General features: G+C 39.0%; 12 protein-coding genes and 4 tRNA genes. 10 read left to right on the forward strand and 6 right to left on the reverse strand.

The window, feature by feature from the left end; genetic code table 11:
* Positions 1 to 29: 29 nt before the first annotated feature.
* The 6 genes from pyrC to ABLA85_RS14340 all read right to left on the reverse strand — a co-directional run bounded on the left by pyrC (position 30) and on the right by ABLA85_RS14340 (position 3,151).
* Entirely contained in the window at positions 30 to 1,085 is a 1,056-nt protein-coding gene (gene pyrC, locus ABLA85_RS14315; RefSeq protein WP_367965083.1) for a dihydroorotase, read from the reverse strand.
* Between the two features lie 228 nt (positions 1,086 to 1,313).
* Positions 1,314 to 1,389: transfer RNA gene (locus tag ABLA85_RS14320), tRNA-Asn, on the reverse strand.
* Positions 1,390 to 1,633: 244 nt separating this feature from the next.
* Positions 1,634 to 1,709 (reverse strand) — tRNA-Asn (locus ABLA85_RS14325).
* A 428-nt stretch (positions 1,710 to 2,137) separates the two neighbouring features.
* A tRNA-Asn gene (locus ABLA85_RS14330) sits at positions 2,138 to 2,213 on the reverse strand.
* Between the two features lie 223 nt (positions 2,214 to 2,436).
* Positions 2,437 to 2,512 (reverse strand) — tRNA-Asn (locus ABLA85_RS14335).
* 117 nt (positions 2,513 to 2,629) lie between these two features.
* Complete coding sequence (locus ABLA85_RS14340; RefSeq protein WP_367965084.1) at positions 2,630 to 3,151, reverse strand: YlaC family protein; 522 nt, start codon at positions 3,149 to 3,151, stop codon at positions 2,630 to 2,632.
* Between the two features lie 479 nt (positions 3,152 to 3,630).
* Here ABLA85_RS14340 and cspE point away from each other — a divergent pair, with 479 nt between their 5' ends.
* From cspE to ABLA85_RS14390, 10 genes are all read left to right on the forward strand, one after another.
* Complete coding sequence (gene cspE / locus ABLA85_RS14345; protein ID WP_038265922.1) at positions 3,631 to 3,837, forward strand: transcription antiterminator/RNA stability regulator CspE; 207 nt, start codon at positions 3,631 to 3,633, stop codon at positions 3,835 to 3,837.
* An 837-nt stretch (positions 3,838 to 4,674) separates the two neighbouring features.
* Positions 4,675 to 5,373 carry an MgtC family protein gene (locus tag ABLA85_RS14350; protein WP_367965085.1) on the forward strand — a complete coding sequence of 233 codons (699 nt, stop codon included), beginning with the start codon at positions 4,675 to 4,677 and terminating at the stop codon, positions 5,371 to 5,373.
* Positions 5,374 to 5,914: 541 nt separating this feature from the next.
* Positions 5,915 to 6,085 carry a hypothetical protein gene (locus ABLA85_RS14355; RefSeq protein WP_367965086.1) on the forward strand — a complete coding sequence of 57 codons (171 nt, stop codon included), beginning with the start codon at positions 5,915 to 5,917 and terminating at the stop codon, positions 6,083 to 6,085.
* A gap of 2,378 nt (positions 6,086 to 8,463) precedes the next feature.
* Positions 8,464 to 8,814 (forward strand): flagellar transcriptional regulator FlhD, encoded by a 351-nt coding sequence (flhD, locus tag ABLA85_RS14360; protein ID WP_047681063.1) that lies wholly within the window; start codon positions 8,464 to 8,466, stop codon positions 8,812 to 8,814.
* Between the two features lie 2 nt (positions 8,815 to 8,816).
* Positions 8,817 to 9,398: a flagellar transcriptional regulator FlhC gene (flhC, locus tag ABLA85_RS14365; RefSeq protein WP_047681066.1), complete on the forward strand. Its 582-nt coding sequence runs from the start codon at positions 8,817 to 8,819 to the stop codon at positions 9,396 to 9,398.
* A gap of 136 nt (positions 9,399 to 9,534) precedes the next feature.
* Positions 9,535 to 10,416, forward strand: coding sequence for a flagellar motor stator protein MotA (gene motA / locus ABLA85_RS14370; protein ID WP_367965087.1), 882 nt, complete (start codon positions 9,535 to 9,537; stop codon positions 10,414 to 10,416).
* A 2-nt stretch (positions 10,417 to 10,418) separates the two neighbouring features.
* Complete coding sequence (motB, locus tag ABLA85_RS14375; protein ID WP_367965088.1) at positions 10,419 to 11,420, forward strand: flagellar motor protein MotB; 1,002 nt, start codon at positions 10,419 to 10,421, stop codon at positions 11,418 to 11,420.
* Between the two features lie 6 nt (positions 11,421 to 11,426).
* Positions 11,427 to 13,652 (forward strand): chemotaxis protein CheA, encoded by a 2,226-nt coding sequence (gene cheA, locus ABLA85_RS14380; protein WP_367965089.1) that lies wholly within the window; start codon positions 11,427 to 11,429, stop codon positions 13,650 to 13,652.
* Between the two features lie 33 nt (positions 13,653 to 13,685).
* Positions 13,686 to 14,183, forward strand: a complete 498-nt coding sequence (gene cheW, locus ABLA85_RS14385) for a chemotaxis protein CheW (protein WP_047681078.1) — start codon at positions 13,686 to 13,688, stop codon at positions 14,181 to 14,183.
* Between the two features lie 191 nt (positions 14,184 to 14,374).
* Positions 14,375 to 16,078, forward strand: coding sequence for a methyl-accepting chemotaxis protein (locus ABLA85_RS14390; protein WP_367965090.1), 1,704 nt, complete (start codon positions 14,375 to 14,377; stop codon positions 16,076 to 16,078).
* Position 16,079: the final 1 nt, after the last annotated feature.

Raw genomic sequence — 16,079 nt, forward strand, 5'->3', positions numbered from 1 at the left:
AAACTAAAACTTTTGTGATTTAAACTTGCTTAAGAATGAACTACTGTTACTTCCCATCCTGAATCTTCTCCAGCCAGGAATGGAATCAGTTTTTCACCAGCATATTCGATATATTCGGTAACTGGTGTAGGCTTGCGTATAAGTTCAATAAATCCTTCATTAACGGGTAAATCATAAAATTTCGGGCCATTTAGAGAGCAGAATGCTTCAAAGTGATCCATTGCATCCATTTCTTCAAAAACAGTGGCGTAGGCAGCCAAGGCAGTAGGCGCATTGAAAACACCCGCACAACCACAGGAAGATTCTTTGCGGTGCAACAAATGAGGGGCGGAGTCTGTTCCTAAGAAGAAACGGTCACAACCACTGGCGATGGCTGAACGTAACGCTTCTTGATGAATATTACGTTTTAATACAGGCAGGCAATAAAGATGAGGACGGATACCCCCGACCAACATATGATTACGGTTAAACATCAAGTGTTGTGGTGTTAGTGTCGCTCCTAATTTATCGTTGCCTTCAAGAACGTACTCGGCAGCTTCTTTAGTCGTAATATGCTCAAAAACAACTTTCAGATCAGGGAACTGCTTACGTAAGGGTTCCATCACTTGTTCGATGAAGCGGGCTTCCCTATCAAAAATATCAATATGAGCTGCGGTAACTTCACCATGAATTAATAGAGGCATGCCCAAGTTTTCCATTGTTTCCAATAAAGGATATATCTTTTGTACGTCAGAAACACCATGGCTGGAATTAGTTGTTGCATTTGCGGGGTAGAGTTTACAGGCCGTGAAAGTGCCCTCTTTATAACCGATTTCAATTTGTGAGCTGTCTGTTGAATCCGTGAGATAGCATGTCATCAGTGGTTCGAATGAATGTTCTGACGGAATGGCTGCCATGATCCTCTCTTTATAGGCTCTGGCGCTGGAAATATCTACTACGGGAGGAACAAGGTTGGGCATGACAATAGCTCGGCCAAAAAAGCGGCTGGTATGGGGGACAATGGTTTTCAATATATCACCATCGCGAAAATGAACATGCCAGTCGTCAGGGCGGCGGATTTTAATAGTATAAGATTCAGTAGTCATGGAACCGGCTCCAGAATATAGATGAAAAATGACGGATGCTGATTCAGCATTCCTTAAGCCGGAGGAAGATGATAAAGAGAAAATAGTTAAATAGCTATTATTAAATGATGAAATTCTACATTTTTGCAGAATCAAGTCTTTAATTTCATGTAAGTTAGGGTATTCAGAGGAAATTAATCGTATCAAAAAAGGAAAAATAGAAGTAACAAAACGAGGGTGAATTGAAGCTGGCTCCTCCAACTGGACTCGAACCAGTGACATACGGATTAACAGTCCGCCGTTCTACCGACTGAACTATGGAGGAACTCCTTCAAGACGGGGCGAATATTAACGGCTCTCTTTCTATTTGTCAAAGAAGAAAATCATAATAATGGTTTGTTTGTTGTTAATATGTACTTTATGCGCTTTTTTTCAGCTTTTTCTTGTTTTTTCAGGAAGATAATCAAAATTTTACAGAAAAAATTGATAAACAGGGCATAAGTGGTGAACATGATCATCGGAAAGCAAAAAGCCCGACTAGCAGAGCTAAAATCGGGCTTTTTAAAATTTGGCTCCTCCAACTGGACTCGAACCAGTGACATACGGATTAACAGTCCGCCGTTCTACCGACTGAACTATGGAGGAATTGCCGTGTTCCTGAGAACGAGGCGAATAATAGGGGAATGGAGAAGGGTTGTAAAGCAGAAATAATGAAAAATAAGTTCAAGTGGTTGATGGTTATTCAAGGTGATGATGTTTTATCATTTTTTATGACGAAATATCACCAATACTATAATTTTTTATATCTTGTATATGAAATTAAGATCTCATTGTATTCTCTGAAATGAGATCGCAGAGAAAATTACAGGTAGAACTAATTACATAGAACTAACAGGAAAGATAGTAGCGAAAAACATCGCCAATTTTTTATCTGTATAATAGGAATATAAGTAATGATTAGAGAGTTGGGGGGAAATGTGATTGGGCCAGGTAGATGTGGTTATTAGCATTATTACCAGTGATAAAAAGTAAAAAGCCCGACTAGCAAAGCTAAAATCGGGCTTTTTAGAATTTGGCTCCTCCAACTGGACTCGAACCAGTGACATACGGATTAACAGTCCGCCGTTCTACCGACTGAACTATGGAGGAATTGCTGCGTTCCTGAGAACGAGGCGAATAATAGGGGAATACAGAAGAGTTGTAAAGAGAAAAAATAAAAAATAAATTCAATTGGTTAAGTAGTGTTCAGTGTGGCGATAGAAAACGTATCTGAGCAAGATAGAAAATTGTTCGTTAGAGTCAGAGATAACCCACAAAGGGATAGATAGCAAAAAACCCGACCAGCAGAGCTAAAATCGGGCTTTTTAGAATTTGGCTCCTCCAACTGGACTCGAACCAGTGACATACGGATTAACAGTCCGCCGTTCTACCGACTGAACTATGGAGGAATTGTTGTGTTCCTGAGAATGAGGCGAATAGTAACGATGAACTCAGAGAGTGTCAACGCAAAAATTCTATTTTTCTATTGGTTGCTCATCATATGAGCGCATTGTGCTATGAATATACTACTTTGCTGAAATTACATATTTTTGTTCAACCTTAGAAGATTGAAAATAAGGCGATTGTTCTGAACAGGCAATCATAAATACATCATAAAAACAAATTCCGTCTTTTCGCCTGATGATTCGTTTGATTTCATTCTTTATTTCGTTAGATACATTTGGATGAGCAAGTATTGTGTTGACAGCATCCTGAGATACTTTTTCATCAACGAACCACTCACCGTTGTAGCAGACGCGTAAATCTAGTACATCAATGTCTTCAAAATGATAAACCGGTTTGATATCAAACAGCAGAACGGCAGCCATGGCGAAAAAAAGCATGGTAAATAGGATAAGTGACCAAACGCCAAAATAGGGGGCATACCACATCAGTACAGCGAGGAAAACATAAGCAACGATCATCGCCAAAAACAGGTATGGATGCTGGTGAATAAAGATGCTATTAAAATGCACCTTACCATCTCGATGCTCTGCGAGATTGATCCGCTCAAGATCCTGAATCAATATCTGTTTGATGATATCCATAATACTAGCCCGATTATTGTAGAAATCTGTTATCGAATTAAAAGTGTTAACATTTTTAAGGTTATCATGCCCAGAGCATCCACCTGTATAGCAATTACTTTTTTTTATTTGCAAAACTGTTATTGTCTGGAAAGAACACGAGGATTTTTTATTAAGATAAAATTTGAATAAATCAAATAAAATCATAAATTCATCTATTTATTCGGTTAATCTGTTCTAATATTGAGCGTATAAATTTTTTTTAGATCGATAATACATAAAAAGGTTGCTATTCCTGTGCGGTCATGCGTTAATGCGTCTGGCCTGATAAACAGACCTACTTTATGTACGACATCTTGAGTTAATGCGTTATGTGTAAAAGTGCTATCCTAAGTAGCCTTTGTAGACCGTTTCCTTCTTAGTGCCTCCATAAGTAATAGCTGATACTGGCCAACACATGCCCGAGGTGGCGAGTTTTTTTTGATATATAGGAAAGTCACATGAAAATGACAGGTCAAGTGAAGTGGTTCAACGAGTCCAAAGGTTTTGGTTTCATTACTCCAACCGATGGTAGCAAAGACGTATTCGTTCACTTCTCTGCCATTCAAGGTAACGGTTTCAAAACTCTGGCTGAAGGCCAGAACGTAGAGTTCACCATTGAAGATGGTGCCAAAGGCCCAGCAGCAGCAAACGTAACTGCTATCTAATTTAGCCTTCATGCCTTATTAAGCTCGCCATGCTAAAATGCCTTGGCGGGCTTTTTGTTTATAGAATATTTTTTAATAAAAAATAACATTTATATATTATAAACTGCGGTAATTTTTTATTGAACAGAGGCTAAAGATAGTATTTTTTTAGTTCATTTATTAATTAGAGTCTTTACTTATCCATTTTACCTGATTATACTCCCGGCAAAATTCTATCGGAGTGCTGATAATTGAACAGTCAAAGTTTTAGGTTTAATAAAAAATGATTCGGTAAGCTGTTCATTTACATTCAATTTACTGCTTACCTGAAATGGTGTGCAGTACTACTTAATTTCCACAAGTTGTACTCTCCCGAAAAATCACGCAATGCTGTAGAGCTGCTATTTTAAATCTTTTAAATATAGTATCAACAGATATGTCGGGGTATCTATAATGCAACTTTATACTCATTCCTTGTTCCCTCCGGGGACATATCAATAACCAGATCGAATTTCTATATTCGGTCCTGTTCCTATTGTACAAAATAAAGAAATTATTTCTTTAGGCTACCCGTTGAACCTTAGCTCAATTCAAAAAAATGAATAGCGATTAGAGATAGTACCTGCAAAGCGTAAGATCATTTTAATTGCAGGCTTGAGATTATCTGAAAACTCTAAGCCAATTAAGTACTCAGCTATAAAAATCCTGAATCAAGCCTGGATACTATACCTAATAGATTTTGGATTGCAGCGTAGGGACTGTAAATGAACGGTTGGCAAATGAGCTAAGCCAATGAATAAGTAACCTGGCAGATAAAAGGAATATATTTATCCATTTTAATATTATTGGGAGAGTGTTATGTTTCTAACCTCTATTGCTATTCATTTACTATCAGCTATGTGTTTCGGGGCATTAATTGGTGCAGAACGTCAGTGGCGTCAACGTATGGCAGGATTGAGAACCAATGCCTTAGTTGCCACTGGCGCTGCGGTTTTTATTCTTTGTTCAATATCAACTTCGACTGATAGCCCTGGACGTATTGCTGCGCAGATTGTATCTGGTATTGGTTTTCTAGGTGCTGGTGTGATCATGAGAGAAGGAATGAATATTCGTGGCTTAAATACAGCGGCAACTTTATGGTGTTCGGCAGGTATTGGGGTTTTGTGTGGGTTAGGGCAATATTGGTCAGCGAGTATTGCGACTGCAATAATTCTATCCGCAAATATTTTATTGAGAGAAGCGGCTCAGAGAATTAATGCTCATCCTCAACAACTAGCTTTAGATTTAGAGCAGCGTTATAAGATCCAAATTATCTGTGATATCAGTGATGAAATATTAATCAGGACGCTGATCCTGCAAGCAATTAATGGATTAAACATTCGGCTACAATCATTAAGTAGTACTGATACCCTACAACCAAATAGACTTGAGGTGTGTGCAGAAATATTGGCAACACCTGCGAAGCAAAAAGAGATCGAATCGATTGTTTGTCGAGTGAGTTTAGAAAAAAGTGTTAGTTCAGTTAACTGGAAAATTGCTGCTGAGTTACCCGATTAGAATGATTTTATATAAGTAATCTAATTATTTTATAAGGAGCTTGTGTGGACGATCCTCCTTCATTTCTTAGTATAAATAAGGTGTTGCCCATGAAATAGCGTCATTACATTGATAACATAGAATGTTATTGATTATAAATACTTTCATTAATGATAATGAACATTATTCTCAGTTAGGCAGCACCAAAAACTTTATTATCAGATATGGAAGTCAAAGAAAGTGGAGATTCGTTTTCTTCACGGCTACAGAAAAATTGATGAGTTACCTTTTAGTTGTGTTAGTTGGAAGTTATCAATTTTTGTGTAGGAATCACAGAAAAACTACCAATTGATTCTTAAAGGCATAGCAGAAAGGATGTGATCTGTTTACTGCCATGTGTAGAAAAAGGAGTCGCTATTCCTCTCACTGAAGAAAGTCGTAACAATATCATGTAATTGGTTAGCTGCCATAACGAACAAGGTTTCAGGGTGTTAATCTTAGCAATACGTGAATTAAATCTTGATGAAGTGAAACATCTACTTTCTGTTAATAACGAAAAAGAGTGAGTATTTCGATTAAGGTGTTTGCCGAAGATAATTCTGTCATTATCGTTAAAATTTTTCATGATATGGAGTTAGATATTGAGAATATTCTTAGTTGCCTTGATATTGAATGTATGAGTGATGAAAACCTTTCAAAAGAAGTGGAATTAAGATCTGTTTTTTTAACTTAATCCTTCGGAAAAAATCATGCACTTTAAAGACACTACAAAATAATAAGCCTGCAATAGATCTTTCTGATGATGGAATAAATGATGTACTGATATTGCAGTATGTTGAAGTAGTTATGTGGATATTGAGATGGATATCACAAAAGAATTTGCAGGGGTCATTTTGCTTGGTAAAAATCAGATGGTATTAGAAGAAGGCGTCAAAAGATAAGGAAAACGTTTGGTAATATTATGTGGTATTTAAATATGATGGTCAGATAGAATTTTGGAAAGTATTTTCTGTACTGTTACCAGTGCATTTATTCTATTTTTACCTGTGTTAACCATTTATTAACTTGTACAAAACCTAATGTACGATATTTCACATTAAGTCTTTGTGGGGGGATTAAAATGGATAAAAGGTTCTTGAGAAAATCTCTCAAATAGGATGTGAAAAATATCGGGTATTTTATGCTCTGACACCTTTTGTTTTCTATATTACAACATATTTTATGTGGTATTTATCTGAACTAATAGTGTATAACATTAAGCCGTATTCCAATCTGGAGAGTAGTGAAAGAGGTGTTATCACAAAAATCAGATGTACATATGTTGCGCAAAAAACTGATTGTATAAAGTACCATCGTTTTACCTGTATTATTGATGATATTAATAACAATGCCATTAGGTAGTTACATATCATGATCATCATTTACTACTTTCATAAGAGTTAAACTTGTTACCTGGGGAATATTTTCCTTGAGTAATTGAGGAAGCTTATAATCTACTGTATTGTCATTCATGTGATAAAACGATTTTATATTCATAGTATTGGTGAATGATTGTGAGTAATTCCCATTAATTAATATCTTATTCTATCTTGATTAAGAAAATAGCCATCGCAATTTTCGTATCAATAACTCTGGCTATTAATGATTTTTAGCAGATATTTTGAATAGGTATTGATGTTATTCTTTAACTACGAACCCGCTATCATAATAATTATGAATTTAACGGAGTAATAGAATTATTTTTGTATACTATTTTTTTTATTTGAATTGTTTTATTACATGTCTTGTTATTATTTATATTTCAAATTAAGAAAAATAAGATACTATTTGTTTTTATTCTATCTATTGTTTTTCTGCATTCTACTTAAACTGTAAATTACTTTTTAAATTTAGTTTTGCGGTGTATAATAATTTGCTGGTTAATTTGCCTTTTGGAATTATTTTGTTTCTGAATTTATCCTATTTTAGGAAATTAATATTAGGACAATAGGTTATTTTGTACTTTATATGTCAGTTTATAAACTGATCAGATGAGTGACATAACCATCGATTATTCTTAACATTTATGAGGCTGTGAAGGATACATATTATAATTTTTTCTTATGATTTTGGCTTGTGGAGTGCTCTTTGGCTGTGAATAACCGCCAATGCGGTTTTTGTTAAAATAATGTCAAAGGCTGTCATTCTGCGTGTCAATTTTAATAAATAAAATTTATCAATTGTGATGGTTTGGTAAAGTGGAACTGGCATTGCTATGTGGTGGTATTTGTTGGGGTATCGGAGATGTGTTGATTACTATTGCTTTGGGGTAAAGATGCAGATGTTTTTTTATTTCAACATCATACTGTATTTTATCTTATTTTTGTGATCTGTGCGATACTTGTACTCTAAGTGAGGTCGATATTGCCTCAGTCATTGTGTGAAAATGGTACAATCGTAAATTAAAAATGATCAGAGTGGTATCTTTTTAATAACTAGTATTCACATATGATTAATAAATTTGGCATAACTATGATCTAAAACAACTAATAGTGGAAGATGAGTACCTACCCACATTATCAGGAAACAATTTTTAATAATATTTTGATAATTTAGCTAAAGAAAGGATTTTTTATCGTTATTTTAAATTTATAAGTTTAATAGATCGTATAAAACAAAAAATGGTATCTAATATTTTTATTTAAATAATTTAACTTATTAATTATAGACTATTTTTGTTTTCTTTTGCTTGAATAGTTAATGAGCTAGAATCATAATAAAAAAAGGTAGTTTTGTGATGTATGTCACATAGTATTTAAAATGACATATATTCTCCGTTGTATAAATTGATGATTCAGGAGTAAAGTTAATTAGTATTAAGAATATTCTTAATCAATTGTGGCAAGTTCATTATCCAGATGACGCAATAATACTTTTACAATCCATTACCGAAATATTTTAGAAATTGGGCGATCCCAAGAGTAATACAAAGGACAGTTACTGCTCTGGCTAAAGATGTATATTTCAGTTATGTCGGAGATTATTGAATCTCATGCTACTGGTAATTTTGTCGTGAGTGATTCTTTGATCACTTAATTGATTTTTTCATGTAATCGGACGGGATATATAGAAATGAGTACGGTTGAATTGCTCAAACATATTTATGACATAAATTTATCGTATTTGCTTTTAGCACAACGGCTAATTAACCATGAGAAAGCGTCTGCGATGTTCCGTTTAGGTATTAGTGAATCTATGGCTGATACGTTGGCCGAGCTGACATTGCCTCAGTTAGTAAAATTAGCTGAAACAAACCAACTGATTTGCCATTTTCGGTTTGAAGATCACGAAACTGTACAGCAGTTGACGAAGGAATCACGGGTGGATGATTTGCAACAAATCCATACAGGGATCTTGCTATCTACCCATCTTTTTCAACAGTTATCCACGCAGGATGACGCTTCAATCAAGAAAAGAGCATAAAGATGGTTGAGAAAAGTATTGTCCAGGAAGCTAAAGATATTCAGTTGGCAATGGAGCTCATCACTTTAGGCGCACGGTTGCAGATGCTTGAAAGTGAAACGCAATTAAGCCGGGGAAGGTTGATCAAACTGTATAAAGAATTGCGGGGAAGCCCTCCGCCTAAAGGGATGCTCCCCTTTTCGACGGATTGGTTTATGACTTGGGAACAGAATATTCATTCTTCTATGTTCTACAATGCTTACCGTTTCCTGTTGAAAAGTGGACATTGTGCTGGTGTTGAAGCTGTAGTAAAGGCTTATAGGTTATATCTTGAGCAATGCCCTCCGGCGAGTGAAGATGGGCCAGTTTTGGCTCTAACCAGAGCCTGGACTCTCATTCGTTTTGTCGATAGTGGGATGTTACAGCCAACCGAGTGTCGATGCTGTGGTGGAACTTTTATCACACACGCTCACCAACCGGTAAATAGTTTTGTTTGTAGTCTTTGCCAGCCGCCTTCAAGAGCAGTAAAAAAACGTAAACTTTCCACGCAACCTGCCGATACTAATTCACAACTGCTGGATGGATTTGCTCAGCAAGCTATGTGAATTTAAATGGGAAAGTGAAAACTAGATTACAGGTTTTGGTTACTCTGGCCTGTAATCTACAACTATCCTCTTCCTCATTGACTAAATTGCCCTGTTCAAATCCCATCTGCTCACCAACTTAGCTAAAGGATATCGCGTGTTAGTACTTTTAGGATATATCATGGTTTTTGGTGCGGTAATTGGTGGCTATCTGCTTGTCGGTGGTCACATGGGCGCACTTTATCAGCCAGCGGAATTTTTGATTATTACAGGTGCGGGCATTGGTGCTTTTATCGTGGGCAACAATGGCAAGGCGATAAAGGCTACATTGCGTGTTTTACCAAAAGTATTGCGTAGATCAAAATACAATAAAGCGATGTACATGGATCTGATGGCTTTACAGTTCCGTCTGCTATCTAAATCCCGCCAACATGGGCTTTTGGCTCTGGAGCGTGATATTGAGAATCCGCAACAGAGTGATATCTTCACACAATATCCCCGCTTACTGAAAGATCCTTATCTGATGAACTTCATCACGGATTATATGCGTTTGATCATCAGCGGTAATATGAATCCACATGAAATCGAAGCCCTGATGGATGAAGAAATTGAGACTTATGAGCAGGAAAGTGAAGTTCCTGCAACCAGTCTGACAATGGTGGGAGATTCATTACCCGCATTTGGGATTGTTGCGGCCGTGATGGGCGTAGTTCATGCGTTAGGTTCGGCAGATCGGCCAGCAGGAGAACTCGGAGTATTGATTGCTCACGCAATGGTAGGAACATTTCTGGGGATCTTACTGGCTTACGGTTTTGTTTCTCCTTTAGCGACTTTGTTGCGTCAGCGCAGTAGTGAGCAGGTAAAAATGATGCAATGTATTAAAGTTACTCTGCTTTCCAGCATGAATGGTTATGCCCCACAAATTGCGGTTGAATTTGGTCGTAAAACATTATTTCTCACAGATCGTCCTTCATTTACAGAACTTGAAGAGCATGTTCGTAGGGTTAAGGTCCCCGTACAACAAGAAGCTGAAGACTAATTATGAGAGCGAATAATGTTTCTGTTATCAGAATAAAAAAGCGAAAAAAACATGGTCATAGTCATAGTGGCGGCTCATGGAAAATTGCATATGCCGACTTCATGACTGCAATGATGGCTTTTTTTCTGGTTATGTGGCTGGTATCTATCGCCAGTCCACAGGAATTGACCAGTATTGCAGAATATTTCCGTACCCCTTTGCAGGTTGCAATCAATAAGGGGAAACAGAGTAGTGATAATACAAACCCGATCCCTGGAGGGGGGGATGACGTTTTCCAGCAGGATGGAGAAGTTTTCCGTCAGAACAAGCAAGTTGAAACTAGTGAGGAGACTCGTCGTTTGGATCGGTTGCGTCAACAACTTGATCAACTGATCATCACTGATCCTCTTCTCAAAGAATTGCGTCCGCACTTATTGATTGACATGATGGATGAAGGCTTACGCATTCAAATCATCGACAGGGAAAATCGTCCGATGTTTATGATTGGTAGTGCAAAAGTTGAAAACTATATGAGCAATATCTTGCGGGCAATTGCACCAATCCTGAATACCATTCCAAATAAGATCAGCCTGTCTGGGCACACTGATAATTTGCAATATATCAATGGACAACGCGGTTACAGTAACTGGGAGCTCTCTTCAGACCGTGCAAATGCATCAAGACGAGAGTTGTTAATTGGTGGCTTGGATGAATCCAAAGTCCTGCGGGTTGTTGGCATGGCATCCACCGTCAGTATGCAGAAAGATATTGCTCCCGATGCTCCGGTTAATCGCCGTATCAGCATTATTGTTTTGAATAAGGAAGCAGAAAAACGGATTGAGCAGGAAAACAGCGGCGGTAACGCCATGACTGCTAGCAGTAGTATGGACATACAAGACGTCATCAGAATGGATTCGAATGAGGGAACGCCTTCTCAGCAGCCCACCAGACAATCCAATGAAATCACAACGCCCGGACAGCCAAAAGTAGAATCGGCAAGTGATACTAATAAGGTGACAGAGTAAGTAACGATGGATATTACCGCGTTTTATCAGACTTTTTTTGATGAAGCAGATGAACTATTGGCGGATATGGAGCAACATTTATTGTTGCTCAATGCCGATGAACCTGATCATGAACAGCTAAATGCCATTTTTCGCAGTGCCCACTCCATTAAGGGGGGCGCTGCGACATTTGGTTTTACCAAGCTACAACAAACTACACATGTATTGGAGAATCTGCTGGATAGTGCCAGACGTGACGAAATACGCCTGACAACTGACATTATCAACCTGTTTTTAGAAGCGAAAGATATTATGCAGCAACAATTGGATGCCTATAAAAGTTCTCAGGAGCCAGATGAAGATACATTCAATTATATCTGCGAGACATTGCGTCAGCTTGCATTAGAGTTACAAGAAGATAAGCAGCAGGAAGAGCAGCAAAATATGGAAGTTTTTACTGCAATATCTGAAGCTGAGCCTGTAATGGAAGAGACTATCCAACATGAGACAGAAAGTCAGGAAGAGAAGGGAGTACAAGCAGTAACAACAGATCAACCTGGCCAATCAGAAGAAAAAAGCGCTCCGGCTGTGGCAATAGATCAGGGCAGGATCCGTGTTCATTTGTCTGGGTTGAAAGAGCGTGAAGTTGCTTTGATGAAAGATGAACTCGGACATCTTGGCGAAGTTTATGACGTTGAACAAACCACAGATAGCCTTGAGGCCTCATTAATCACATCTGCAACAGAAGATGATATTACTGCGGTATTGTGTTTTGTGGTTGAACCTGAGCAGATAACTTTTTTGTCTGTATCGGATCCCCAACCGGCAGAATCAAAAACTGAAGAAAATACGACATCATCCGATACTACAACGCCAAATACTGTCATAAATAATGTGGCCTCTGCCACTGTAGATATACCACAGTCTGTTAATGCGAATAATGTAAATAGTACAAATAGCGCGAAGAAAAAAGCAGATTTACATGAAGTTGGTCGTCCGGCACCGCCTCCGGTAGCAGGATCACCGCGTCAACGTGTGGAATCTTCCAGCATTCGTGTGGCTGTTGAGAAAGTGGATCAACTCATCAATCTGGTAGGTGAGCTGGTGATCACTCAATCTATGCTGGCGCAGCATTGTGATGCTTTAGAGCCGACAAAACACAGTGAATTGTTGAGTTGTATGGCTCAATTGCAGCGCAATTCTCGTGACTTACAAGAGTCTGTCATGTCGATCCGCATGATGCCGATGGAATATGTTTTTAGCCGTTATCCACGTTTAGTGCGGGATTTGGCAGGAAAATTGAATAAAAAAGTAGAACTGACATTGATCGGCAGCTCAACAGAGTTGGATAAGAGTTTGATTGAGCGAATTATCGATCCGCTTACGCACTTAGTTCGCAATAGTCTTGACCACGGTATCGAAATCCCGGAAAAACGTCTTGCAGCAGGTAAACCGGAAACGGGTAATTTAACTCTTGCTGCGGAGCATCAGGGCGGCAATATCTGTATTGAAGTGATTGATGATGGTGCAGGGCTGAATCGAGAGAAGATCTTAGCAAAAGCTCAGTCTCAGGGGCTGACGGTGAGTGAAAACATGAGCAATGAAGAAGTGGCTATGTTGATTTTTGCTCCCGGATTTTCTACCGCGGAAGTGGTCACAGATGTTTCCGGCCGTGGAGTGGGGATGGATGTGGTTAAACGTAACATCCAGGATATGGGAGGACAGATCCAGATCAACTTCCAAGAAGGGAAGGGGACAGTCATTCGTATTTTATTGCCGCTGACATTGGCAATATTGGATGGTATGTCTGTCAAAGTTAACGATGAAGTCTTCATTTTACCGTTGAGTGCTGTTGTCAGCTCTTTACAACCACAAGAAGCAGATATTTATCCATTGGCGGGAGAGGAAAAACTGTTGCAGGTACGTGGTGAATATCTGCCATTGCTTGAACTGTACCGGATATTCGACATTCCAAATACAGAAACCGATCCAACGAAAGGTATTGCTGTGATCGTACAAAGTGCGGGACGTCGTTATGCACTGTTGGTAGATAAACTGGTAGGGCAGCATCAGGTTGTTGTTAAAAATATTGAAAGCAACTACCGCAAAGTACCGGGCATTTCGGCTGCCACTATTATGGGGGATGGCAGTGTTGCCTTAATTATTGATATTCCTGCTTTGCAGAAACTTAATCATGAGCAGTTGGCCGAGCGTAAGGCTGAACTTGCGAACAAAAATAATCAGTTAAGTTAGACCCAATTTCAAGTCATAGTAAAAGGTAACATCATGCCAGCCATAGACGAATTTAGTAAATTATCAGGGGAAACAGCCGGAAAGGAATATCTGGTTTTCACCTTGGGTGACGAAGAGTATGGAATTGAAATCCTGAAGGTACAAGAAATACGTGGTTATGATCAGGTTACCCGGATTGCCAACACTCCAGCTTTTATAAAAGGTATAACTAACCTGCGTGGAGTGATTGTTCCCATTATTGACCTGCGGATCAAATTTTCACAAGAAGATGTCACTTACAACGATAACACCGTGGTCATCATTTTGAATCTGCTTAATCGCATAGTGGGGATTGTGGTTGATGGTGTATCTGATGTGTTGTCTCTAAAAGAAGAGCAAATTTGTCCTGCACCAGAATTTGCCGTCACTTTGTCAACTGAATATCTGACCGGGCTTGGTTCCATTGAAGAGCGTATGCTGATTCTGGTAGACATTGAAAAATTGCTCAACAGTGAGGAAATGGCATTGGTAGATTCTGTCGCCAGAGATTGATATTCCAGGGCTGCCATAATTCTCGCTCTTTTTGCCAAGAGGTTGGTGCAAAGCAGAAATAGGCAAAAGGCAGCCCGGTTTGTTTTAGATCAAAAAAACACAGTAAAAACTCAATTTTTTGTATTACGCGTAAAGTTCCCTTTAAGGATGCCGATAACACAGGCATAGCAATTTATTACACAAGGGAAGTCATGTTTAACCGAATGAAAATAGTGACGGGACTTATCTCGGTCATCATATTATTTGGTGCTCTGCAATTTGTCTCAGGAGGATTGTTCTTTAAGGCATTAAAGAATGATACCAAAGCCTTTGATACATTAGATGAAATGCGGCAGCGTCAGAAATTATTGGATGAAAGTTGGATCAACCTGCTACAAGCGCGTAATAACCTGAATCGTATTGGCATCATCTACATCCTGAAAGAGCATGGTGGAGAGAGCGAATACAAAATTGAGGATGTTTTAGCAGAAGCTAAGGTTAACTTAGCGCGTGCAGAGCGTCGTTTCCAGCAATTTGAACAATTGCCAAGCCTAGTTATACGCGAGCCAGAGCGTATGCAGAGCTTAAGACAAACCCACCAAGACTATCTCAATGCACTGAAAGAACTAGATGTGTTGCTGGTAAAAAAACAGTTTAAAGAATTTTTTGCCCAACCAACCACGACATATCAAAACGCATTTGATGCTGAATACACTTTTTACTTGGATCAAAATGAAAAACTGTATCAGCAGTTGTCAGATGAAGCTGATGCCGCCTACCACAATATTATCATTAGCCTGATTTTTGTGTTTGTATTGCTGATTGCCGTTATGGCAGCAAGTTGGGTTGGTTTGCGTAAGTCATTGATCGATCCGCTGCACAAACTGTTGGATGCCATTAAAGCTTTCTCGAAAGGTGATTTGACTAAGACTGTTGATGTCTCTGGCAACAATGAAATGGGAATGTTGGCGGTTGGTCTGAAAAATATGCAAGACGAGCTGATCCATACCGTCAGAAGTGTGCATCACAGTACTGAAACCATTTATACCGGCACCAGCGAAATCGCTGCGGGTAACAATGATCTCTCTACCCGTACTGAGCAGCAAGTGGCTTCATTGGAGGAAACTGCGGCCAGTATGGAACAGTTGACGGCAACGGTAAAACAAAATGCCGACAACGCTCGCCAAGCCAGTAATCTGGCGGATAACGCCTCAGATATCGCCCGTCAGGGGGGCAAAGTGGTAGCAAATGTAGTGCAAACTATGCACGAAATTGCTGATAGTTCACGCAAAATTTCAGATATCACGGGTGTTATTGATGCCATCGCTTTCCAGACAAATATCCTGGCTCTTAATGCTGCGGTAGAAGCGGCTCGTGCAGGTGAACACGGTCGTGGTTTTGCTGTCGTTGCCGGTGAAGTCCGCAATCTGGCACAGCGCAGTGCAGAAGCAGCGAAAGAGATTAAATCACTGATTGAAGACTCCGTCAGCCGTACTGACACAGGCTCTGTGTTGGTGGAAAGTGCTGGTGAAACAATGAACCAAATTGTCGATTCTGTTACCCGTGTGACTGATATCATGGGAGAAATAGCATCAGCTTCTGATGAACAAAGTCGGGGAATTACACAAGTTGGTGTTGCTATCTCTGAAATGGATAGGGTTACACAACAGAATGCATCATTGGTTGAACAGTCTGCGGCCGCAGCAGCAGCGTTGGAAGAGCAGGCCATGATCTTGACCAAAGCAGTATCATTATTTCAGTTACCGGAGCAGGCAGAAAGGAAGCAGCCTGAGAAAAGAAAACATGAAGTTTTAACGACGATAAAATCGCCGACTCCTCCAGCTAATAAAACAAATCCTCCCGTGCTGAAAAAAAGCAGCGATGTGGAAGACCCATCTAATTGGGAAACATTCTAAA

This window comes from Xenorhabdus sp. SGI246 (genome assembly GCF_040838225.1).
GTDB classification, from domain to species: domain Bacteria; phylum Pseudomonadota; class Gammaproteobacteria; order Enterobacterales; family Enterobacteriaceae; genus Xenorhabdus; species Xenorhabdus indica.

What these genes read in the sequence shown, in the direction of transcription:
- cspE (WP_038265922.1), top strand. Translation starts at nt 3,631, where the DNA reads ATGAAAATGACAGGTCAAGTGAAGTGGTTCAACGAGTCCAAAGGTTTT.
- motB (WP_367965088.1), top strand. Translation starts at nt 10,419, where the DNA reads ATGAGAGCGAATAATGTTTCTGTTATCAGAATAAAAAAGCGAAAAAAA.
- ABLA85_RS14340 (WP_367965084.1), bottom strand. Translation starts at nt 3,151, where the DNA reads ATGGATATCATCAAACAGATATTGATTCAGGATCTTGAGCGGATCAAT.
- cheA (WP_367965089.1), top strand. Translation starts at nt 11,427, where the DNA reads ATGGATATTACCGCGTTTTATCAGACTTTTTTTGATGAAGCAGATGAA.
- flhC (WP_047681066.1), top strand. Translation starts at nt 8,817, where the DNA reads ATGGTTGAGAAAAGTATTGTCCAGGAAGCTAAAGATATTCAGTTGGCA.
- ABLA85_RS14390 (WP_367965090.1), top strand. Translation starts at nt 14,375, where the DNA reads ATGTTTAACCGAATGAAAATAGTGACGGGACTTATCTCGGTCATCATA.
- ABLA85_RS14350 (WP_367965085.1), top strand. Translation starts at nt 4,675, where the DNA reads ATGTTTCTAACCTCTATTGCTATTCATTTACTATCAGCTATGTGTTTC.
- cheW (WP_047681078.1), top strand. Translation starts at nt 13,686, where the DNA reads ATGCCAGCCATAGACGAATTTAGTAAATTATCAGGGGAAACAGCCGGA.
- pyrC (WP_367965083.1), bottom strand. Translation starts at nt 1,085, where the DNA reads ATGACTACTGAATCTTATACTATTAAAATCCGCCGCCCTGACGACTGG.
- flhD (WP_047681063.1), top strand. Translation starts at nt 8,464, where the DNA reads ATGAGTACGGTTGAATTGCTCAAACATATTTATGACATAAATTTATCG.